Source organism: Actinomadura sp. 21ATH (genome assembly GCF_041951345.1).
Lineage (GTDB): Bacteria > Actinomycetota > Actinomycetes > Streptosporangiales > Streptosporangiaceae > Spirillospora.
This window is the reverse complement of record NZ_JBGNUR010000018.1, coordinates 68,920-91,049: the sequence shown is the minus strand read 5'-3', so window position 1 is coordinate 91,049 and position 22,130 is coordinate 68,920. Positions and strand designations below refer to the sequence as shown.

17 protein-coding genes are annotated in these 22,130 nt (G+C 75.9%); 12 read left to right on the top strand and 5 right to left on the bottom strand.

The window, feature by feature from the left end; translation table 11 throughout:
- Positions 1-247: 247 nt before the first annotated feature.
- The 3 genes from ACA361_RS34885 to ACA361_RS34875 all read left to right on the top strand — a co-directional run bounded on the left by ACA361_RS34885 (position 248) and on the right by ACA361_RS34875 (position 4,275).
- Positions 248-520: a hypothetical protein gene (locus ACA361_RS34885; RefSeq protein WP_375019249.1), complete on the top strand. Its 273-nt coding sequence runs from the start codon at positions 248-250 to the stop codon at positions 518-520.
- 111 nt (positions 521-631) lie between these two features.
- Positions 632-3,235 (top strand): MMPL family transporter, encoded by a 2,604-nt coding sequence (locus tag ACA361_RS34880; RefSeq protein ID WP_375019247.1) that lies wholly within the window; start codon positions 632-634, stop codon positions 3,233-3,235.
- Positions 3,232-4,275, top strand: a complete 1,044-nt coding sequence (locus ACA361_RS34875; RefSeq protein ID WP_375019245.1) for an SDR family oxidoreductase — start codon at positions 3,232-3,234, stop codon at positions 4,273-4,275. The genes ACA361_RS34880 and ACA361_RS34875 overlap by 4 nt, the downstream gene beginning before the upstream one ends.
- Before the next feature lie 47 nt (positions 4,276-4,322).
- Here ACA361_RS34875 and ACA361_RS34870 read toward each other — a convergent pair whose 3' ends face one another.
- The 5 genes from ACA361_RS34870 to ACA361_RS34850 form a co-directional block, all read right to left on the bottom strand.
- Positions 4,323-5,879 (bottom strand): FAD-binding oxidoreductase, encoded by a 1,557-nt coding sequence (locus tag ACA361_RS34870; RefSeq protein ID WP_375019243.1) that lies wholly within the window; start codon positions 5,877-5,879, stop codon positions 4,323-4,325.
- 121 nt (positions 5,880-6,000) lie between these two features.
- On the bottom strand, positions 6,001-8,790 hold the full coding sequence (locus ACA361_RS34865) for an MMPL family transporter (protein WP_375019241.1): 2,790 nt from the start codon (positions 8,788-8,790) through the stop codon (positions 6,001-6,003).
- An 18-nt stretch (positions 8,791-8,808) separates the two neighbouring features.
- A complete protein-coding gene (locus tag ACA361_RS34860) occupies positions 8,809-9,447 on the bottom strand; it encodes a hypothetical protein (protein WP_375019239.1) in 639 nt (212 codons plus the stop codon).
- An 18-nt stretch (positions 9,448-9,465) separates the two neighbouring features.
- On the bottom strand, positions 9,466-10,530 hold the full coding sequence (locus ACA361_RS34855; protein ID WP_375019237.1) for a hypothetical protein: 1,065 nt from the start codon (positions 10,528-10,530) through the stop codon (positions 9,466-9,468).
- Between the two features lie 129 nt (positions 10,531-10,659).
- Positions 10,660-11,697 carry a polyprenyl synthetase family protein gene (locus tag ACA361_RS34850; protein ID WP_375019235.1) on the bottom strand — a complete coding sequence of 346 codons (1,038 nt, stop codon included), beginning with the start codon at positions 11,695-11,697 and terminating at the stop codon, positions 10,660-10,662.
- 681 nt (positions 11,698-12,378) lie between these two features.
- Here ACA361_RS34850 and ACA361_RS34845 point away from each other — a divergent pair.
- From ACA361_RS34845 to ACA361_RS34805, 9 genes are all read left to right on the top strand, one after another.
- Positions 12,379-13,803: an amino acid permease gene (locus ACA361_RS34845; RefSeq protein ID WP_375019233.1), complete on the top strand. Its 1,425-nt coding sequence runs from the start codon at positions 12,379-12,381 to the stop codon at positions 13,801-13,803.
- Between the two features lie 13 nt (positions 13,804-13,816).
- Entirely contained in the window at positions 13,817-15,067 is a 1,251-nt protein-coding gene (locus ACA361_RS34840; RefSeq protein ID WP_375019231.1) for an arginine deiminase, read from the top strand.
- Positions 15,064-15,999, top strand: coding sequence for an ornithine carbamoyltransferase (argF, locus tag ACA361_RS34835; protein WP_375019229.1), 936 nt, complete (start codon positions 15,064-15,066; stop codon positions 15,997-15,999). The genes ACA361_RS34840 and argF overlap by 4 nt, the downstream gene beginning before the upstream one ends.
- A complete protein-coding gene (locus ACA361_RS34830; RefSeq protein ID WP_375019228.1) occupies positions 15,996-16,895 on the top strand; it encodes a carbamate kinase in 900 nt (299 codons plus the stop codon). The genes argF and ACA361_RS34830 overlap by 4 nt, the downstream gene beginning before the upstream one ends.
- 35 nt (positions 16,896-16,930) lie before the next feature.
- Positions 16,931-18,292 (top strand): dihydrolipoyl dehydrogenase family protein, encoded by a 1,362-nt coding sequence (locus ACA361_RS34825; protein ID WP_375019226.1) that lies wholly within the window; start codon positions 16,931-16,933, stop codon positions 18,290-18,292.
- 31 nt (positions 18,293-18,323) lie between these two features.
- A complete protein-coding gene (locus ACA361_RS34820) occupies positions 18,324-19,736 on the top strand; it encodes an NAD(P)/FAD-dependent oxidoreductase (protein WP_375019225.1) in 1,413 nt (470 codons plus the stop codon).
- A 58-nt stretch (positions 19,737-19,794) separates the two neighbouring features.
- Positions 19,795-20,700 carry an RNA polymerase sigma-70 factor gene (locus ACA361_RS34815; RefSeq protein WP_375019223.1) on the top strand — a complete coding sequence of 302 codons (906 nt, stop codon included), beginning with the start codon at positions 19,795-19,797 and terminating at the stop codon, positions 20,698-20,700.
- A gap of 134 nt (positions 20,701-20,834) precedes the next feature.
- Positions 20,835-21,587, top strand: a complete 753-nt coding sequence (locus ACA361_RS34810) for a hypothetical protein (RefSeq protein WP_375019221.1) — start codon at positions 20,835-20,837, stop codon at positions 21,585-21,587.
- Entirely contained in the window at positions 21,584-22,078 is a 495-nt protein-coding gene (locus ACA361_RS34805; protein ID WP_375019219.1) for an Ohr family peroxiredoxin, read from the top strand. Before ACA361_RS34810 ends, ACA361_RS34805 begins: the two co-directional genes overlap by 4 nt.
- The last annotated feature ends 52 nt before the right edge of the window (positions 22,079-22,130 follow it).

The following is a 22,130-nucleotide window of genomic DNA, read 5'->3' as shown; positions in this document are numbered from 1 at the left end:
AGCCCGCGCGCCCTTCAGGCGCCTGACCTGCCCATTCACAGGGCCGGTGCGGCCATCTCGGCGGCGGGGCAGACCGCTCCCGCATCGCGGCGGTCACTCGGGCCTTGCCCGCCATTGCCTTGAGTAATTTCTTCGCTACCATGCGTAGCGGAGCGGTAAAGCGCGGTCCCGGCCCGGGCGCGTCCCGGACGGGGGTTCTGCATGCCGCGACCGCTCCTCATGTCCCCCATGACCAGGGAGTTCTCGCATGTCCAGGAGTTTCGGCAGGAAGAGCCGCCGGGCGGCGGCCGTGGCGGCGTTCACCGCGGCGTGCGCCCTCGCGCCGCTGTCGGCCGTGCAGGCCGCCGAGCACGGCCCGTGGCAGCGCTGGCACTACGTCGACACCTTCGGCACCGAGCGGGTGTGCGACACGGCGGGCGAACTGCTGCTGATCTACGGTGACGCGCGGGACTACCGCTGCGTCGAGCGGCGGGACGGCTACGCCCTGTTCACCCGCTCCGGCCGGTACGACCGGGACTGATCGCCAGGCGGATCAGGTCCGGTACGTACCGACGGGAGGCGTCCAGTGCTCGGCAGACGAAGACGGGGCCTGCGGCCGGAGGGCGGCCTCGCCGCCTTCACCGTCTGGGCAATGGCCCACCGCCGCCGGGTACTGGGCGCCACCGGCGCGCTGGCCCTGCTGTTCGGGCTCCTCTCGCTCGATCTGCAGGACCGGCTGTCCAACGGCGGGTTCACCGCCCGGGGCACCGAGGCCGCGCGCGCCGACGCGCTGCTGTCGCGGCACTTCAGCGCCAAGCCGCCCGACCTGGTGCTGAGGGCGGCCTCCCCCGAGCCGGTCGACGCGGCGCGGGCGGCGGCGGCCGGCGCCGCGCTCACCCGCGCGGTGGCGGCCCGTCCCGGCGTCGCGGGCGTCCAGTCGTACTGGACGACCCGCTCCCCCGACCTGCGCGGCACCGGCCACCGGACCGCGCTGCTCACCATCGACCTGGCCGGTGACGACGACGACGCGGCGCGGACGGCCGAGCGGCTCGTCCCCGCGGTCGACCGCGAGTTCCGGCCGCTCACCGTGTCGGCCACCGGGCCGACCTGGTCCAACGTGCAGACCGTCCGGCAGTGCCGGGAGGACCTGCACCGCTCGGAGCTCCTCATCGTGCCGCTGGCGGCGGTGATCCTGCTGGTCGCGTTCCGCTCCGCGTTCGTGGCCCTGTGCCCGATCGTCATCGGGGGCGTCGTCATCGTGTGCACGATGGCCGTCCTGCGGCTCCTGGCGAACGTGATGCACGTGTCGGTGTTCGCGCCGAACCTCACGACCGCGATGGGCTTCGGCCTCGCGATCGACTACAGCCTGTTCCTCGTCAGCCGCCATCGCGAGGAGCTGGCGCGCGGCGTGCCCGCCGAGTACGCCGTGCAGCGCAGCATGAGCACCGCCGGGCGGACGGTGCTGTTCTCGGCGCTCACCGTGGCGCTGGCCACGTCGAGCCTGCTGGTCTTCCCCGTCGAAGGGCTGCGCTCGCTGGCCTGGGCGGCGATCGCGGTGGTGCTGCTGGCGGCCGCCGTGACGCTGCTGATGGTGCCGCCGATGCTCGCGGCCGCCGGTCATCTCGTCCACTGGGACCCGTTCGCGCGGCTGAGCCGACCCGCGCTCCGGATGCCGCCGGCGCGGCCCGCCGGGCCGCTACCTCGCCGGCAGGGCCGCCTGCGGGGAGCGGCGGTGTTCGGCCTGCTCGCCACGGTCTCGGCCGCGTCCCTCGCCTCCCGCACCTCCGGAGGCGCGGGCGGCCGCGCGGCCCCCGGAGGGGCCCGGGCGACCGCCGGCCTGCTCGCCGGCGTCCTGTTAACCGGCGCGTTCCTGGTGGGCCCCTCCGCGCGCCGCGGGCCGCGGCGCGCCGCCTCCCGCCCCGAGCGCCGCCCCGCCCCGCCCCGCGCCCAGGACCAGGCGGAGAGCCGCGCCTGGCGCAGCATCGCCGGCGCCGCCACCCGCGCGCCGGTCGTCCTCGGCGGAGCCTGCGTGCTCGTCCTCCTCCTGCTGGCCGTCCCCTTCCTGGACGCCCGCTTCGGCATCGCCGACGAGCGGATGCTCCCCGCCGGCGCCGAGTCGCACGCCACCGCACGGCAGATCGCCCGCGAGTTCGCGCACCCCGTCGACCGCGAGATCAAGGTGGTGCTCCCCCGCCAGGACCCGTCCCGCCCGGCCGAGCGCGCCGAGATCGACCGTTACGCGCGCAGCCTCGCCACCGTTCCCGGGATCACGGTCGTCCGTACCGTGACGGGCGCCTACCCCGGCGGCGGGCAGGCCGCGCCGCCGCCGGTGCCGCCCGAGCAGGCGGGCCGGTACGCGGCGCACGGCGCGACGCTGCTCACCCTGTCCGGGCGGTACGGCTCCCAGTCCGAGCCGGCCCGGCGCCTGCTCGACCGCGTCCGCGCGGTCGACCCGCCGGGGGAACGCCTCATCGCGGGCCAGACCGCCCAGGCCGCCGACACCCTCGACGCCATCGGCGACGCGCTTCCGGCGGCCACCGCGGTCGCCGCGGCCGGGACGATGGTCCTGCTGTTCCTGTTCACCGGCGGGATCCTGGTGTCGGTCAAGGCGGTGCTGCTCGGCGCGCTCAGCCTGACCGCGAGCTGCGGCGCCATCGTCGCCGTGTTCCAGCACGGCCACCTCCGCGAGCTGGCGGGCGACTTCACCGTCACCGGCCACCTGGAGACGATGTCGCTCCTGGTCGCCGTCACCGTGGCCTTCGGCCTCTCGGTCGACTACGAGGTCTTCCTGCTCTCCCGGATCAAGGAGCACCACCGGGCGACCGGCGACCACACCGGCGCGATCGTCACCGGGATCGCGCGGACCGGCCGGCTCGTCACGGTCGCCGCGCTGGCCGTCGCGCTCTCGATCGGCGTCCTCATCGCCTCGGCCAACACCATCCTGAAGGTGACCGGGTTCGGGATCGCGCTCGCGGTGCTGGTGGACGCCACCCTCGTCCGCGGCCTGCTCGTCCCCGCGTTCATGCGGCTCACCGGGCCGGCCAACTGGTGGGCGCCCGCCCCGCTGGCCCGCCTGCACGGCAGGATCGGCCTCACCGAACCCGAACTCGCCTACCCGTCCCGCGTCCGCCGCCGGCTCACGGCCCTCTCGGCCCGCCGCCGGCGGCGCCGTTCCGCGGCGATGCCCGCACGCGCGAGCCCGCGCGTCCCGCGCTCCCCGTCACCGACAGCGCACCGCCCCAAGGAGAACAGATGACCGTACGGAACGTTCTGCTCACCGGCGCGACCGGCGTGGTCGGCAGCGCCCTGCCGCCCCTGCTCCAGAGCCATCGCGTGATCTCGATGACGCACCGCGGGCAGTGCTCCGGCCCGTCCGTCCGCGGCGACGTCGCCCTCCCGCTCCTCGGCCTCGACGCGGGCACGTACCAGTGGATGACCGAGCTGGTCGACACCGTCGTCCACTGCGCGGCGGTGACCGACTTCGCGGCGCCCGCCGAGCGCACCGGCGACACCAACGTGCGCGGCACGCAGAACATCCTGGCGTTCGCGCGCGACGCCGGCGCCCGGCTCGTCTACGTCTCCACCGCGTTCGTCGCCCGCGCCGGGCAGGCCGCCCGTTCCGCGGGGGACGCGCCGCCGGGCGTGGCGACGTCCCAGGCGTACATCGCGTCCAAGGTGGAGGCCGAACACCACGTCCGCCGCTCGGGCCTCCCCGCCGTCATCGCCCGCCCCTCCATCGTGATCGGCGACTCCGAGACCGGCTGGTCGCCCCGCCCGCAGGGCCTGTTCCGGATGGTCCAGGCGGCCCTCAACGGCGACCTCCCCGCGCTGCTGCCCGGCTCCGAGCGCACCCGCCTCGACATCGTCCCCCGCGACATCGTCGCCGCCGCCCTCGCCGCCCTCGTCGACTCGGACATCGGCACGGGCGAGTACTGGCTGACCGGCGGCGACGCGGCCCTGTCCCTGCCGCGCATGCTCGACCTCACCCGCGAGACCGCCCGCGAACTCGGGCTCGACTTCACCCCGTACCGGCTCGTCTCGCCCCGTGCCGCCGCACGGCTGGCGGCCCGCGAGTCCACCGGCCGCGCCACCGGCCGCCACCTCCGGAGCATCCTGGCGCTCGTCCAGCTCCTGGACGACGTGGAGCCGTTCCCGAGCTGCCTGGGCCGCCTACCCTCGGGACCGCCCGCACTGACACCGGCGGCCGTCGAGGACGCCTACCGCGCCATGATCACCCACCTCGTCGACGGCGGCGCCGTCCGTTCCCGGCGGCCGGCCCCGGCCCGGGCCGACTGACCCGGGCACCCGGCGGGACGGCGCCGCGGCGGCGGCGTCCCCTCGCCTCAGGACGGGCGGACGGACAGGGCGTGGCGGAACACCTCGCGCGGATCCCAGCGGCGCTTGACCTGCTGCAACCTGGCGTAGCCGTCCTTGTAGTAGAGGGCGTGCCAGGGGACGCCCGAACCGTTCAACGCCGGGTCGGCCAGGTCGCCGTCGGGGTAGTTGATGAACGCGCCGCCGGCCGGGACGCCGCCGCTGCCGGCGTAGACGTCCCGGTAGAGCTCGCGGAGCCACGCCAGGTGCCGGGCCTCCTCGGCCGCGTCCTCCCAGCCGGTGATGAAGCCGACCTTGAAGATCGAGTCACGGTGGGCGGTGGCGGTCGCGCCGGGGCGCACGGCGTTGACCTGGCCGCCGTAGGTGTTGACGAACACGCTCCCGCCCGGATGGCCGTAGTCGGACCTGGTCAGATGCCGGTGGAGGACGGCGGCCTGCCGGTCGGTGAAGCGCCTCCGCTGGTAGCCCGACTTGATCTTGACGTGGTAGGAGGGGCCCGGCGCGTCGTCGAGGCCGTGGACCGCCGCGGTCAGCCAGGGAAGGGTGGACGCCTGGCGCGCCGGGCGCACGCCGACGCCGCGGCCGAGCGCGGCGGTCAGGTCGTCCAGCAGCCGTGCGGCGCCGCCGGCCGCGGCGACCTGGCCGTTCAGCGTGAGGTGCCCGGCGGCCCTGGTGCTCAGCAGGAACTCGCCGTACAGCGCGCACGCCGGCGACCCGGGCGCCGAGTTGCGCTCGCCCCACTCCCCGTAGTTGCGCACCAGCCGGACGAACGCCTCCCGGTCGAGCCGCTCCCACGGCCAGGACAGCGTGAAGTCCAGAACCGTGGCCGGAGGAGCCGGCAGCGTGCCGCCGCCCGGCGACCGGAACCAGTAGCGGGTGACGACCCCGAAGTTCCCGCCGCCGCCTCCGGTATGGGCCCACCACAGGTCCCGGTGGGGATCCGTCCGCTCCCTGGTGGCCACCACGCTCCTGGCCCTGCCCGACCGCCCGACGACGACCACCTCCACCGCGTAGAGGTGGTCGACCGACAGGCCATGCAGGCGGCACAGGGCACCGTAGCCGCCGCCGCTGACGTGCCCGCCGACGCCCACCGAGCCGGCGGTTCCGGCCGGGACGGTCACGCCCCACCCGACGTACAGCCTCCGGTACATCTCGCCCAGCGTGGCGCCCGCCTCCACCTCGAAGGCCCGGCGGCGCCGGTCATAGCGGACGGCCGCCATCTCGCAGAGGTCGATGACCACGCGGACGTCCGGGGCGTCCACGAAGTCCTCGAAGCAGTGGCCTCCGCTGCGCACGGCGAGCCTGCGGCCGGAGCGCACCGCCCCGTCCACCGCGCGTACGACGTCCGCGGTGGAGCGGACCACATGGATCTCCTCCGGCCGCCCCTCGAACCGGCGGTTGTACCCCCGGCGCACCATCGAGGGATAGCGCGGATCTCCCGGCCGCACGCTGACCGGTCCCTGAACGGACGCCTCCCCGGGAGGCGCGGCCACCTGCGCCAGGGGGACCGCCGCGGCGGTCACCGCGCCGCCCCGCAGGATCGTCCTTCTCGTCTGTCCGGCCACAGGCGCCTCCTTGGAGGAAGGAATGGTTCAGTCGCACGCTAAGAACGCGCGGACCGAACGGTCACCACGCTGCCGAGCCAATCGGCGCCTACCCCGCGAGTCTCATGAGCCGCCGGCCGGGTCAGTGGCGGCGGAGGTGCGGGCGGCGGCGGGGGGACTCCGCCAGGGGGCTGCGCCGGTGGAGGCGGGCCAGGGAGCGGGGGGACCACCAGTTGGCGGGGCCGGTCAGCTGCATGAAGGCGGGGACCAGGAGGCCGCGGACCAGGGTGGCGTCGACGAGGACGGCCAGGGCCAGGCCGAGGCCGTTCATCTTCAGCACCGTGTTGGAGGAGGTGACCATGGCGCCCATCGAGACGGCCACGACCAGCGCGGCGGCGGTGACGAGGCGGCCGGTGCGGGCGATGCCGGTGACGATCGACGCGGTGTGCCGGCCGGTGGCGGCGTACAGCTCCTTGATCCGGGACAGCAGGAAGACCTCGTAGTCGATGGACAGGCCGAACGCGATCGTGAAGGCCAGGAGAAGGGTCATGGCGTCCAGGCGGCCGGTCACGGTGAAGCCGCCGAAGAGGTCCCTGGCGTTGCCGTCCTGGAAGATCCAGACGACGGCGCCGAAGCTGGCCGTGAGGCTGAGGGCGCCGAGCAGGAGCGCCTTGAGGGAGACCAGCAGGCCGCCGGTGAAGAGGAACAGCAGGATGAACGTGCAGCCGCCGATGATGCCCAGGGCCTTGGGAAGCGCGCGTTCCAGGACGGCGAGGGTGTCGAGGGACTGCGCCGCGGCGCCGGTGACGTGGCGGCGGCCGGGGGCGCGGACGGCGCGGACGCGTTCGACGAGGCGGTGCCCTTCGGCCGATTGGGGATCGAGGTCGCTGGCGACGCGCAGCATCACCGCGCCTTTGGCGGCGTAGCGGCCGGGCGCGTCGCCCTTGCGGCGGTCGCGGGCGTAGTGGCCGCTGCTCGTCCGCACCGAGATGACGTGGGGCTGGGCGGAGAGCCGCCGGGCGTAGCGGTCGAGATCGGAACGGCAGGGCGCGGACGGGAGGACGACGGTCAGGCCGCGTCCCATCGGCTCGGCGAAGTCGCGGTCGATGCGGACGGCGACCGCGTGCGCGTCCACGTCGGCCGGCAGGGTCCGCTCGTCGGTGAGCCCGAACCGCACGTGCCCGAACGGCAGCGCCAGCAGGAGGAGCAGGAGCGCGCAGCCGCCGCCGAGGAGGGCGGGCCGGCGCGTCACCGCCTGGGCGACGCGCCGCCAGGTGGGGCTGTCCGCCTCGTACGGGGACGCGGCCGCCCGCCGGAAACGCAGCACGTTCCGCACCGACAGCCCCGCCAGTGGCACGCCGAGGATCGTCCCGCCGGCGGCGACCGGCGCCTGCGGCCGTCCGCCGGGCGCGGGCCGCCGCGGACCGGCGGTGCTGTGCACGGCCTGGGACGCGGCCGCCCGGCGCGTCCCTGGGAACGCGCTGGAGCGAATCCTGGAGAGCGCGGCCAGGAAACGGGAGGCGGACCGTCCGGAGGTGGCGGGCGCGGGGCGTCCGTCGCCCGGCGCCGCCCGCCGCCGCCTGGCGAAGCGGAGGCCGGCGGGTGCGGGGCGGTGGACTGAGGAGGGCGGCAGCGGCGCAGCGGGTACGGGGACGCGTCCTCCTGGCGAGCCGGTGAGGCGGAGGGCGGCTGGGACGAGGCGGCGGGTGGGGCGGGGACGGTCCGGGCCGGTGGAGGCGTGGCGTCTGGCCCGCGCGAGGAGGGGGCGCGCCGCCCGGGAGAGGGCGGGGGCCAGGAGGAGGGCGGTCAGGACGAGGGTGCCGCCCAGGAGGACGGGCGGGCGGCGGGGCGGGGCCTGCCGGCGGAGGCGGGCGAAGACGTCCCAGCCGTTGATGCGGGTGCCGATGAGGGCGAGCAGCGCGGGCAGGACGAGGAGGGCCGCGGCGGCGGCCATCAGGACGACGGTCATCGCGGTGCAGGCCAGCGAGCGCAGGGCGGGGAGCGGGAAGGCGAGGAGGCCGGAGAGGGCGACCATCACGGTGACCGCGGAGAACAGGACGGTGCGGCCCGCGGTGGCCATGGCGCGTTCGACGGCGGCGGGTACGGTCAGCCCGCGGGCGAGCTCCTCGCGGTAGCGGGTGACAAGGAACAGGCTGTAGTCGATGGCGAGGCCGAAGCCGATCGCGGTGGCGAGGTTGGGGACGAGCGCCGAGACGGACATGACCTGCGCCAGGAGGCGCATGACGGCGAGGGTCGCGATGACGCCGAGGGCGCCGACGACGGCGGGCAGCATCGCCGCGTACGCCGAGCCGAACGTCGCCAGCAGGATCACGATGGTGACCGGGACGACGATGATCTCGGCGCGCCGCTGGTCCTCCTTCCCCTGCTCGATGAAGCGCACGTTGGTCCAGGCGGGCCCGGTCGCCTGGAGGGTGAACGGGCGGGCCAGCTCGGCGGCGCGGGGGACGAGGCGTTCGGCGGTGCGGGTGGCGCGCGCGTCGTCGCTGGAGAGGACGAGCGCGATGAGCGCGGACCGCCGGTCGCGGGAGCGGAGGTCGGCGGAGTGCGGGCTCCAGTACGAGCGGACGCTCTTCACGCCGGGCCGGGCGGCCAGCGCGCGGGTGAGCCGCCGCCCTCGTTCGGCCGTCCTGCCGGCGTCGACGTCCGTCCCGGTGCGGACCATGAGGATCAGGTCCGGGGGGCGCGTCTCGAAGCGCTGCGACAGCAGGTGGTCGGCGCGGGCGGACTGGGTGCCGCCGGCGGTGTAGCCGCCGTTGGAGAGATGGTCGGACAGGCCGGTGGCGGCGAGGCCGAGGAGCAGTGCCGCCGCGGCGGCGAGCCCGAGGACGGGGCCGCGGCGCCGGGCGCACAGCCGGCCGAACCCGCCCAGCAGGCGGCCCGGCCGGCGGTGCCGCCGTAAGGACAACAGCATGGCCCTCCTGGCCGGTGGCTACGGGACGGCGTTCTGGGACGGCTTGGGCCGGGGCCTGCGGGACCGGCCGAGGCCGCGCAGCAGGTCGCCGATCAGGGACTCGCCGGGCGGTTCGCGCCGGGGCCGCGGCAGGTCGATGGGGCCCATGAGCTCGCGGATGTTCTGGGTGAACTCCTCGTAGATCCAGTCGGGGCTGACGCGGTCGGGTGACGGCAGCCGGTCGTGGCGGGCGAACCGGCGGGCCACCTCCCGCTCGGACTCGGCGCCCTGCCCGATGTCGAACCGCAGCTTGAGCAAAGAGCAGTAGTGGCCGGGCACGGCGGGCAGGTGGACCCGCAGGCGCTGGAGCGCGAGCGCGCGGCGGCTGACGGCGCCGGCCTCGTCGGCGGCGAGGTACTCGGCGTACAGGTCGCCGACCCGGCGGAGCTGGTCGATGAGGAGGTCGCGGCCCTGCCGGTCGCGGACCTGCGCGTACTCCTCGCGCAGGCGACGCTCGACCTCCTCGCGCTCGCCGCGCAGGCGGACCTCGGTCCGCCTGATCTCGCGGGCGAAGACCCACAGCGCGATCAGGAACCCGCAGGTCGTGATGATGGCGGCACAGGAGGGGGCCACGTCCGACGCCAGGTCGGAACCGGCCGCCGGACCCGATGGCAGCATGAACGTCCTTTTCGGTCGTCAGGGGATCAGGCGGTCCCACCACCAGGCGATGGCCGCGATCGGCAGCGGCCCGGCGCTCTCGTCGGACGGGCGGTCGACGCAGCGCTGCGCGCCGGGCGTGGTGTCCTCGAGCTCCATGCCGTGGTAGCGCGGGGCGCGCGTCGCCCAGTCGAGGTTGCCGCGGATGGCGTGCCCGAGGCAGGTCAGGTAGAGCCGCAGCTCCTCGCTCGCGCCGGAGCGGGCGGCCTCGCGCAGCCGCAGGAAGCGCCTCATCACGCGGTCGCGCATGCCGACCGCCCGGACCATCGCCTCCTCGTGGGTGATGCCCTCGTGGTGGGCCAGGACGTTGACGAGGTTCTGCGCCCGGTCCTGGGTGTGCCTCTCGCGGTGGTACGAGTAGAGGTCGTTGTCCCAGGAGGCGATGATGATGGCCATCTCGGTGAGGGCGCGGACGGCGGGCGAGTCGTGCTCGCGGGCCGGCACCTCGGCGGCGTTGGCGATCTCCAGCATCGCCAGCGTGGGCGCGCCGCCCGCGCTGTGCAGCCGCATGGCGGTGTAGGTGCCCAGGTCGGGCATGTGGCCGCGGCGTTGGTTGGCGATCTGCCAGGCGACCGCGAAGAGCCAGGCGCGGTGCGCCTCGCAGAACCGGCGGACCTGGACGGGCGTGGCGCATTCCTGGAACGAGCGCCCGATGTCCTGGAGGGCGAGCAGCAGCGGATCGTCGCCGATCGGCGCGGACGGCGCCTCCAGGGCCCGCTGGATGGGCCCGGCCATGGCCAGGAAGCGTTCCGGGCGGGCGGCGTTGGGGCCGGTGTCGCACCGGCTGTCGTCGAAGACGAACCCCCAGTAGACCCAGTGCGCGGCCATCTGGACGTTGAGCTCGGGACCGCACGGGGCGAAGCGGGCGTAGAACTCGGCGCTGTTGGTGCCGATCACGCGCCGGCGGTCGGTGCCGTCCTGGTAGAGGTGAACGCGGTCGATCCACTCCACGGCCCGGCGCTCGATCTCGTCCACGCGCGGATGGATGGCGGGCTCCACGGGGCAGTACACGGGCGGCACTTCCAGGGGCGGTCCTATGCTCATCGGGCTCCTGTCGAGGTGGCGGGGATCTGCTCGGCCCTGACGCTTCGCGGATGTGATTATTACATAGAGTCATTCTCCATGACCGTCAGTTAGCGTAGTCCGGCCCGCGGATTTGCCGGGCCGGCGGGTCTAGCTGCGGCGATCCGCCAGGAACTCCGCCAGCGCCACCAGCTCGGCCGTCGCGGTGCCGTCCAGGTCGAGGCCGGCCAGCGCGGCGAGGGCGGCGTCCAGGTTCCGGCGGGCGAGGTCCTCGGCGTGGTCGCGGCCCCCCGCGGCGGCGATGAGCTCCGCCGTGCGGCGCAGGTCGTCCTCGTCGCGGGCGCGGTCCAGCAGCTCGACGAGCCGGGCGTCCGGCGCGGGCCCGGCCAGCGCGGCCAGGACGGGCAGCGTCTTCTTGCGGCGGCGCAGGTCGCTGTAGACGGGTTTGCCGGTCACGTCGGGGTCGCCCCAGATGCCGAGGACGTCGTCCACCATCTGGAACGCGAGGCCGAGGCGGCGGCCCGCCTCGGCGAGGCCGCGGGCGACCGGGGCGGGGGCGCCGGCGAGGACCGCGCCGATCGCGGCGGAGCAGCCGAGCAGCGCGCCGGTCTTGCGGGCGGCCATGTCGCGGTACTCCTCGACCGTCACGGCGCCGGGGCCGGTCCACGGCCGGCTCTCGAACGACACGTCGGCCGCCTGGCCGCCGACCAGTTCCATCAGCGCGCCGCACAGCAGCCGGGACGCCTCGGCGCGCTCGTCGCCCGGGGAGGAGGCGAGCGTCTCCAGCGCGAGGGCCAGCAGGGCGTCGCCGGTCAGCAGCGCGGGGCCGACGCCGTACGCCTTCCAGGCGGTGGGCCGGTGCCGGCGCCGCTCGTCGCCGTCCATGATGTCGTCGTGCACGAGGGAGAAGGCGTGCACCAGCTCGACGGCGACGGCGCCGGGCACGCCGGTCTCGGCGGGCGCGCCCGCGGCGCGGGCGCCGAGCACGGCCAGGGCGGGCCGCAGCCCCTTGCCGCCGCCGTCGGGGACGGCGGCGCCGCCGACGTCGCGCCACCCCAGCGTGAACCCGGACATCGCCTCCAGCCGCGGATCGAGGGTGGCCACCGCCGCGCGCAGCGCCGGCCACACCAGTTCGCGGCACCGGGAGAGGGTGTCCGCCGCCGCGCCGTCCGCCGTCCGCATGTTCATCCGCCGCTCCTGATCGCTGGTTTCGGGTCCCGGGCGCGCTCGCGCGCGGGCCGCCGGGGCGTTCGGAGAAATTGCCGGGCCGCGGCATCGCGAAACGTTCGAGGGGGCGCCGGAAATGCGCCGATCGCGCGACTTGGGGCGGCACGGGGGAACGAAGCCGCAGGTCCAGGGAGAGGCGGCCGCGGCGCAGGCCAGCCGAATATGGCGCGGCGGTATCTGCGGACTTCCGGACGCGCGCCGTCCATTTCGCAGGCCATCGGACGGCCATGTGGTAATTGCGGGCCGCGGCCGGAGAAAATGCGGAATCGGGCGTCTTCCCGCCCGATTCCGTATCTCCGGCCGCGGCCCGTTTCGTTTCGCGGGCACCCGCCCGGTTCCCGTCCTGGGTCAGACTCCGGTGAGCTCGTTCGGCGCCTGCGGCAGCGACGAGCCGGACGCGGCCCGGCACGCCGCCCACCGCCTCCACCTCCGGGACGGCCGGCTCGCACCGGCCGCGGACCCGGCGCGCTGACGCCCCGCGCTCACCCCGCCCTCCCCTACCCCCGCGCTCCCCCACCTCCTTCGTCCCTCCCTCCTCGGGACCTTGGTCCGGCGGCCTTCGGGACCGACGGCAGGCGACCCGCCCCGCGGCGCGGTGATCAGCTGAAGGCACGGCACTCCACCGCGCCGAAGGAGGCGTCCATGAGCGCGAAACCCGCCCGCCGGAAGCTGGGGCCCTGGATGGCCACGGCCCTCGTGGTGGGCAACATGATCGGGTCGGGGGTGTTCCTGCTGCCCAGCTCCCTCGCGGAGTACGGGCCGATCAGCCTGGTCGCGTGGGGGTTCACCGCCGCCGGCGCGGTCCTGCTGGCCCTGGTGTTCGCGCGGCTGGCCCGCGCCTATCCCCGGACCGGCGGCCCGTACGCCTACGCGCGGCGGGCGTTCGGCGACTTCGTCGGGTTCCAGACCGCGTGGGGCTACTGGATCGCGGTGTGGGCGGGCAACGCGGCGATCGCCGTCGCGTTCGTCGGCTACCTCGCCCACTTCTGGCCGGCGCTGCGCGAGGACCGGATCCTGGCCGCCGGGGTGGGCCTGGCGACCGTCTGGCTGCTGACGGCGGTCAACGCGTACGGCGTCCGCGGGGGCGGCGCCGTGCAGGTCGTCACCACGGTGATCAAGCTCGTGCCGCTGCTGCTGATCGCGGTGGTCGGGCTCTTCTTCGTCGAGGCCGGCACCTACGGGGAGTTCAACGCCTCCGGCGGCAGCGCGTTCTCGGCGGTGACGGCCGCGGCGGCCCTCACCCTCTGGTCGTTCATCGGCCTGGAGTCGGCGACCGTCCCCGCCGAGGACGTCAAGGACCCGGAGCGGACCATCCCGCGCGCCACCGTCGCCGGGACCGCGGTCACCGCGCTCATCTACGTCCTCGGCACCGTCGCCGTCCTCGGCCTGGTGCCGGCGGCCGCGCTGGCCACCTCCACCGCGCCGTTCGCCGACGCCGCCGACGCCGCCTTCGGCGGGTGGGCCGCCGACCTGGTCGCGGCGGGCGCCGCCATCAGCGCGTTCGGCGCGCTGAACGGCTGGATCCTGCTGCAGGGGCAGATCCCGTTCGCCGCCGCGCGCGACGGGCTGTTCCCGCGCGTGTTCGCCCGGACCGGGCGCGGCGGCGCCCCGACCGTCGGCCTCGCCGTCTCCAGCGTCCTGGTCACCGGGCTGATGCTGATGAACTACAACGCCGCCCTGGTCGACCAGTTCACGTTCATCATCCTGCTGGCCACACTCACCACCGTCATCCCCTACTCCTACGCCGCCGTCGCCCAGCTGGTGCTGCTGGCCACCGACCGCGCCGCGTTCTCCGGCGGGCGGCTCGCCCGGGACGCGGTGATCGCGCTGCTGGCGTTCGGCTACTCGGCCTGGGCGATCGCCGGCGCCGGCTACGAGGTCGTCTACAAGGGCACGCTGCTGATCCTCGCCGGCATGCCCGTCTACGCCTGGCTGAAGTACCGCGCCCGGGGCGTCCACGACCAGGAGGTGGACGCCGAGATCGAGACCGCGGTCGAGGCCGCCGAGCTCTACGGCCCGCCGCCCGGCCGGACCGGCACTCCCGAACCGCCCGCGCACGCCGCCTGAAAGGGAACCCTCCGTGTTCACCGTCTCCTCCGAGGTCGGGCGCCTGCGGCAGGTGCTGCTGCACCGCCCCGACCTGGAACTCCTCCGCCTCACCCCGGCCAACAAGGACGAGCTGCTCTTCGACGAGGTGCTGTGGGCCAAGCGCGCCCGCCAGGAGCACGACGTGTTCGCCGACACGCTCCGCGAGCGCGGCGTCCAGGTGCACTACCTCGCCGACCTGCTCGCCGAGACGCTCAAGACGGACGAGGCCCGCGCCCACGTCCTCGACCGCACCGCGTCCGAGGCGGCGCTGGGACCGACGCTCGCCGGGCCGGTACGGTCCGTGCTGGACGGCATGGACGCCCAGACGCTGACCCGCCACCTCATCGGCGGGCTCACCAAGGCCGAGCTGGACCTGGCCGTGCACAGCCTGCTGCTGTCGGCGCTGGACGACGGCGACTTCGTGCTGGCGCCGCTGCCCAACCACCTGTTCACCCGCGACCCGTCGGCCTGGCTCTACGGCGGCGTGACGCTGCACCCGATGGCCATGCCCGCGCGGCGCCGCGAGACCGTCCACCTGGACGCCGTCTACCGCTACCACCCGATGTTCACCGAGGCCGCCGCGTCCACCGGGGCCGGGCTCCCGGTGTGGTACCCGGGCACCGACTCCGGGCTGCCGTCCCTGGAGGGCGGCGACGTCCACGTCATCGGCGACGGCCTGGTCCTGGCCGGGATGAGCGAGCGCACCACGCCGCAGGCCATCGAGCTGCTCGCCCGCCGGCTGTTCACCGCCGGCGCGGCCCGCGAGGTCATCGCGGCGCGGCTGCCGCGGCGCCGCGCCTTCATGCACCTGGACACCGTCCTGACCATGGTCGACCGGGACGCCTTCACCGCCTACCCCGGGCTGCCGCCGCTGCGCTCGTACAGCCTCACCCCGGGCCGCGGCGCGGGCGGCGAGGTCGCCGTGCACGAGAACGACGCGCTGTTCCCGGCCATCGCCCGCGCCCTCGGCCTGCCCGGCGTGCGCGTCCTGTCCGCCGAGCAGGACGTGCGGGCCGCCGAGCGCGAGCAGTGGGACGACGGCGACAACGTGCTGGCCCTCGAACCCGGCGTGGTCGTCGCGTACGAGCGCAACGTCACCACCAACACCATGCTCCGCCGCAACGGCGTCGAGGTCATCACCATCCCCGGCGGCGAGCTCGGCCGCGGCCGCGGCGGCCCCCGCTGCATGAGCTGCCCCCTCCAGCGCGACGCGACGACCCCCGTGAACGAGGTGACACCGTGAAAGACCTGCTGCGCGCCGCCGACCTGAGCGGCGACGACGTGACCCTGCTGCTGCGGCTGGCGGCCGACTTCCAGAACGCGCCCGAGTCCGCGCACGACCTGCTCGCCCACCGGACCGTGCCGATGTACTTCGCCAAGCCGTCCACCCGGACGCGGCTGTCGACCGCGGCCGCGGTGGCCCGGCTCGGCGGCACGCCCGTCGCGGTCGGCCCCGACGAGCTCCAGCTGCGCCGCGGCGAGACGATCGGCGACACCGCCCGGGTGATGGGCGCGTACGCCGCCGCGATCGTGATCCGCACCTTCGCCGACGCCGACGTCGCGGACCTGGCCGCGGCGGCCCCGATCCCGGTGGTCAACGCGCTCACCGACGGCCACCACCCGCTGCAGGCCGTGGCCGACCTGCTCACCGTCCAGGAGCACTTCGGCCACTTGCACGGCCGCCGCGTCGCCTACCTCGGCGACGGCGGCAACGTGGCCCGCAGCCTGATGGAGGCCGCGGCCCTCGCCGGGATGGACGTCGCGGTCGCGACGCCGCCGGGGTACGCGCCGGCGGGCGGGGCCGCGGCGTTCGCGGCCGCCGAGGCCGGGCGGCGCGGCGGGGCCGTCACGCTCACCGCCGACCCCGTCGAGGCGGTCAAGGGCGCGAGCGTCGTCTACACCGACGTCTGGCTGTCCATGGGCGACCCCGACGCCGAGCGGGAGCGCCGCGTCGCGGCGCTGGAGCCCTACCGGGTGGACGAGGAGCTGATGGCGCACGCCCGCGACGACGCCGTCTTCATGCACTGCCTGCCCGCGCACCGCGGCCAGGAGGTCACCGCCGGCGTCATCGACGGCCCGCGCTCGCTGGCCTTCCGGCAGGCCGCCAACCGGCTGCCCGCCACGCAGGCGGTGCTGTACGCGCTGCTCACCCGGCGGCTGGAGGGACGGCGATGAGGGTCGTCGCGGCGCTCGGCGGGAACGCGCTGCTGCGCCGCGGCGAGCGCCCGGACGCGGCCGTGCAGGTCGCCCGCGTGCGCGAGGCCGTCCGCGGGCTGGCCGTGCTGGCGGACGGCCACGAGCTGGTCGTCACGCACGGCAACGGCCCGCAGGTCGGGCTGCTGGCCGTCGAGAGCGCCGCCGACCCGGCGCTGTCGGCCCCGTACCCGCTGGACGTGCTCGGCGCCGAGACGCAGGGCATGATCGGCTACTGGCTGGCCCGCGAGCTGCGCCGCGCGCTGCCCGGCCGCGAGATCGTCGCCGTCCTCACCGAGACGGTGGTGGGCCTGGACGATCCCGCGTTCCGCGCGCCGGCCAAGTTCGTCGGCCGCACGTACGGCGCCGCGGAGGCCGAGCGGATGCGCGCCGAGCACGGCTGGACGCTGCGGCGGGACGGCGCGGACTGGCGCCGGGTCGTCCCCTCCCCCGAGCCGCGCGACATCGTGGAGCTGCCGACCATCGCCCGCCTCACCGGCGAGGGGTGCCTGGTCATCGCCGCCGGGGGCGGCGGCGTGCCCACCGGCGGCGACCATCGCGGCGTCGAGGCCGTGGTCGACAAGGACCTCGCCGCGGCGCTGCTCGCGACCCGGCTCAAGGCCGACGCGCTGCTGCTGCTCACCGACGTCCCCGCGATCATGCAGGACCACGGCACCGCCCGCGCCCGGCCCATCCGCGGCATCACCCCCGAGGGGCTGGGGCGCCTGCGGCTGCCGGCCGGGTCCATGGGCCCCAAGGCGGAGGCGGCCCGCCGCTTCGCCGCGCACCGCCGCGGCGCCGTCGCCGTGATCGGCGCGCTCGCCGACGCGCCCGCGCTGCTGTCCGGGGCGGCGGGCACGCGCGTCGAGGCGGCATGACAGAGCAGCGAGAGGCAGCGAGAGAGGGAGACGCCATGCAGGAGCGGGTCGACGTGGTCGTCGTGGGGCTGGGGCCGGGCGGCGAGTTCGCCGCGGGCGAGCTGGCCGCGGCGGGACTGGACGTGGTCGGGATCGAGGCGGGGCTCGTCGGCGGCGAGTGCCCGTACTGGGGGTGCGTCCCCAGCAAGATGATGATCCGGGCCGGGAACGCGCTGGCCGAGGCCGGCCGGGTGCCGTTCCTGGCCGGCGAGGGCAAGGCGGTCGCCGACTGGGAGCGGGTCGCCGACCGCGTCCGGTCCGAGGCCACCGCCGGCTGGGACGACCGGGCCGCCGCCGACCGGCTGGAGGCCAAGGGCGTGCGGCTGGTGCGCGGCACGGGACGGCTCGCCGGCCCGCACCGGGTGGTCGCCGGCGAGCGCGCGTTCGAGGCGGCGCGCGGCGTCGTGCTGGCCACCGGGTCGCGGCCCCGCGTCCCGCCGGTGCCGGGGCTGGAGGGGACGCCGTACTGGACCAACCGGGAGGCCATCGAGGCCGAGGAGGCGCCCGCCTCGATGCTCGTGCTCGGCGGCGGCGCGATCGGGGTGGAACTGGCGCAGGTCTTCGCCCGCTTCGGTACCGCGGTGACCGTGCTGGAAGGCGGGGACCGGCTGCTCGCCCAGGAGGAGCCGGAGGCCGGGGAGCTGGCCGCGAAGGCGCTGCGGGCCGACGGCGTCACCGTGCGCACCGGCGTCCGGGCCGTCCAGATCGACCATGACGGCACCACCTTCGAGGCACTGCTGGAGGGCGGCCTGGAACCGCTGCGCGCCGAGCGCCTGCTGGTCGCCACGGGCCGCCGCGCCGACCTGGCCGCGCTCGCGGTCGACACCGCGGGCATCGACCCCGCCGCGCCGGCCGTGCCCACCGACGCGCAGATGCGGGCCGCCGACGGGCTGTGGGCGATCGGCGACCTCACCGGCCGCGGCGCGTTCACGCACGTCGCGATGTACCAGGCGCGGATCGCCGTCCGCGACGTCCTGGGCCGCCCCGGCCCCGGCGCCGACTACCGGGCGCTGCCCCGCGTCACCTTCACCGACCCCGAGATCGGGGCCGTGGGCCTGACCGAGCGGCAGGCGCGCGAGCGGGGCGTGCGCGTGCGCACCGCCCTGGTGCCGATCGCCGCGTCCGCGCGGGGCCTGGTCCACGGGCCCGGCAACGAGGGCTTCGTCAAGCTCGTCGAGGACGCCGACCGCGGCGTCCTGGTCGGCGCGACCTCCGCCGGCCCCACCGGCGGCGAAGTGCTGTACGGCCTCAACATCGCCGTCCACACTGAGATCCCCACCGGCCGCCTCGAGCACATGATCTACACCTATCCGACCTTCCACCGCACCGTGGAAGCCGCCCTCCGCGAACTCCGCTGAACCCGCCGAGGCAAGGAACCAGGAGCCGCCCATGACCGCGACCGGCAGTACGGACGACAGGCCGACGATCCTCGTGGTCGGCGGCGGCTACGCCGGCTTCTACACGGCGTGGCGGCTGGAGAGGAGGCTGCGCCGCGGGGAGGCCAGGCTCGTCCTGGTCGACCCCCGGCCGTACATGACCTACCAGCCGTTCCTGCCCGAGGTGCTGGCCGGATCGGTCGAGGCCCGGCACGCCGCGGTGTCGCACCGGCGGCACCTGCGGCGCACCGAGCTGGTCTCCGGGGCCGTCACCGGGATCGACCACGCGCACCGGACGGTCACCGTCCGGCCGGCCCGCGGGCCCGAGTTCGCGATCGGCTACGACGTCATCGCCGTCACCGCGGGCGCGGTGACGCGGAAGCTGTCCATCCCGGGCGTGGCCGAGCGGGCGATCGGGCTGAAGCACGTCGAGGAGGCCGTGGCGATCCGGGACCGGCTGCTGACCGCGTTCGACCAGGCCGCCGTGCTCGAACCGGGACCGTTGCGGCGGCGGCTGCTCACCGTGACGTTCGTCGGCGGGGGCTTCTCCGGCGTCGAGGGCTTCGGCGAGCTGCTGTCGCTGGCCACCGCGCTGATGCGGCGCTATCCGGAGCTGGATCCGGGCGAGCTGCGCTTCCACCTCGTCGAGGCCCGCGGCCGGATCCTCCCGGAGGTCACCGCACGGCCCGGCGAGTGGGTGGTGCGCGCCCTGGAGAAGCGGGGCGCGCGCGTCCACCTCGATACCCGGGTCGTCTCCGCCCGCGACGGCCACGTGGTGCTGTCCACCGGCGAGGAGTTCGACTCCGAGCTGATCGTGTGGACGGCCGGGAACGCGGCCAACCCCATGGTCCGCCGGCACACCGACCTGCCGATCGACGAGCGCGGCCTGCTCACGGTGCGGGCCGACCTGCGGGTCGGCACCGACGCCGAGCCGGTGCCGGACGCCTGGGCCGCGGGCGACGACGCCGCCGTCCCCGACCTCGCCGCCGCCGTCCCCGGCACGCTCGCGGTGCCCAATGCCCAGCACGCGGTACGGCAGGGCAAGCTGCTGGCCCGCAACATCGCCGCCGGCCTGCGCGGTCGCGAGCCCAAGCCGTACCTGCACCGCAGCCTCGGGACGATCGCGACGCTCGGGCTTGGCCGCGGCATCTTCCAGTTCCGCCGGCTGGTCGTCAAGGGCTTCGCCGCCTGGCTGATGCACCGCGGCTACCACGTCCTCGCGGTGCCGACCTGGGAGCGGAAGGTCCGCGTGCTGGCGGTCTGGCTGACCGCCGCGGTCTTCGGGCGGGACATCGTCTCGCTGGCCTCGGTGCAGCACCCCCGGGACGCCTTCGTGAGCGGCGGCGAGCCGGCGCCCGCCGTGAAGGCGGCCGGGACCGGCGGCGAGCGGTCGGGTGTCACAGATCGCGGCCCTGCCTTGTCGTAGCTGTTCGGGAGCGCTCGAAGGCGGGCGGGGACGGCGGATCGGCGGAACAGGGGCGGCGATGGGCGACACCGGGCCGGCGGACGGCGGCGCGCGGGAGGACCTCGACCGGGCCGCGGCGGTCTTCGCCGGGGTGCGGCCGCGGCTCTTCGGGATCGCGTACCGGATGCTGGGCAGCGCCACCGAGGCCGAGGACCTGCTCCAGGACGTCTGGCTGCGCTGGCAGACCTGCGACCGCGCCGCCGTGGCCAACCCCGCCGCTTTCCTGGCGACGACCACCACCCGGCTCGCCATCAACGCCCTCCAGTCGGCGCGGGCCCGCCGCGAGACCTACGTCGGCCCGTGGCTGCCGGAGCCGGTCGACACCGGCGCCGACCCGTACCTCGGCGCCGAGCGCGGCGAGGCGCTCGGCCTCGCCGTGCTGCTCCTGCTGGAGAGGCTCCCGCCGGGCGAGCGCGCGGCGTTCGTGCTGCGGGAGGCGTTCGACTACCCCTACCCGCAGATCGCGGACATCCTCCAGGTCAGCCAGGTGGCGGCCCGGAAGCTGGTGAGCAGGGCCCGCGGGCACGTCGCGTCCGAGCGCCGCGCGCCGGTGTCCGCGGCCGAGCGGCACCGGCTGCTGACCGCCTTCGTCGCCGCCGCCCGCTCGGGCGACGTGGCCGCGCTGGAGAAGCTCCTCGCGGCGGACGTGATCAGCTACTCCGACGGCGGCGGCGCCGTCCGGGCGTCCCGGATCCCCGTCGTGGGCGCCCATCGCGTCGCGCGCTACCACCGGGCGTTCGCGGCCCGGTTCTGGGCCGGGGTCGAGGTGGAGTGGCGCAGCCTGAACGGGGAGCCGGGCGCCCTGCTCCGGCAGGACGGCGCGGTGTTCACCGTCCTCGGCCTCAGCGCCTCCGGCCAGGGCATCGACCGGGTGCTGTGGATGATGAACCCCGCCAAGATCAGGGCGGTGTCCGCGGTGCGCTGACCCGCCGCCCCTCGCGATCCGCCGGAGAGGTCACAACCGGGCCCGCCGCCCGGTCATAGCTGGCGTCTCGGAGGAAGTGAGGACGACGTGCGGACGACGAAGAAGGCCGGCCTCCCCCCGGCGGGAGGCCGGCCATGACGCGCCCCGGGCCGGGCGCCGGCTCGCCGGCGGACATGCTCGACGAGCGGCGGCACCTGCTGGAGACCGCCCTGTGGATGTTCGGCTCGCCCGCCGCGGCCGAGCGGATCGTCCAGGAGACCTACCGCCGCTGGTACGCCCTCGGCGACGGCGAGCGCGCCGTCATCGCCCAGCCCCGGGCCTGGCTCACCCGGGTGGCCGGGGGCATCTGCCTGGAGCTGCTCGCCGCCACCGCCGCGACCCGGCCCGGCGGCGGCCCGCCGGATCCGGGCGGCCCGGCCGTTCCCGGGGGGCCGCCGCGCCGGCCGCGCCCCCGCCGGGGGCCCGACCCCGTCACCGTGTGGGCGCGGCGCCACTCCCACCGGGGCGGCACCGACCGGGCCGTGCTCGACCGGCACGACCGGGTCGCGCGCCGCTTCGCGGCGGCGTGCGAGGCGGGCGACACCGCCGCGCTGAAGGCCGTCCTGGCGGCCGACGCGATCGTGGTCAGCGACGGCGGCGGCAAGGTGCGCGCCGACGCGCGGCCGACGCACGGCGCGGACGCGGTCGCCCGCTTCGTCGCGGACCTGCCGGCCGGCCGGCCGCGCACGGATCTGACCGCCGAGTCCGTGAACGGCCGCACGGGCCTGGTGCTGCGCCGGGCCGGCCGTGCGGTCGCGGTGGTCAGCCTCAGCACGGCCGGGGACGAGGTCACCGCCGTCTGGATCGTGCTGAACCCCGACAAGCTGCGCCGGTGGCACCGGCCATGAACGGCACGCCCCCCTTCGGGCCGCCCGCCGGCGACGGCGACGGCGGCGACGCGTTCACGCCCATCTACACCGCCCGGGTGACGGTGAGCGGAGGCGGTTCCGCCCACGGCCGCGCGACCGGGCGGGCCCGTTCCGCCGACGGCGCCCTCGACCTGGACCTGCGGGCGCCCGAGGAGCTGGGCGGCGACGCCGCCGGCCCCGACCCCGAGCAGCTGTTCGCCGCCGGGTTCGCCGCCTCCTTCCACGGCGTGCTGAGCCTGGTGGCCCGGCGGCACCGGCTCGACCCCGCGCCGATCACGGTGGAGGCGACCGTGGCCGTCGGCCGCGATCCCGCCGGCGGCGGGTACCGGCTGCGCGCCGGCCTCGCCGTACGCTGGCCGGGCGTCGGACCCGAGACGGCCGCGCCGCTGCTCGCGAAGGCGGCCGCCCTGTGCCCGTACGCGGAGATGACCCGGCACGGCATCCCCGCCACGATCACCCTCGCCCCCTGACGCGCCCGCCGCCAGTCCCCGAGGTCGACTCGTGGCGTGTCTCCCCTTCCGC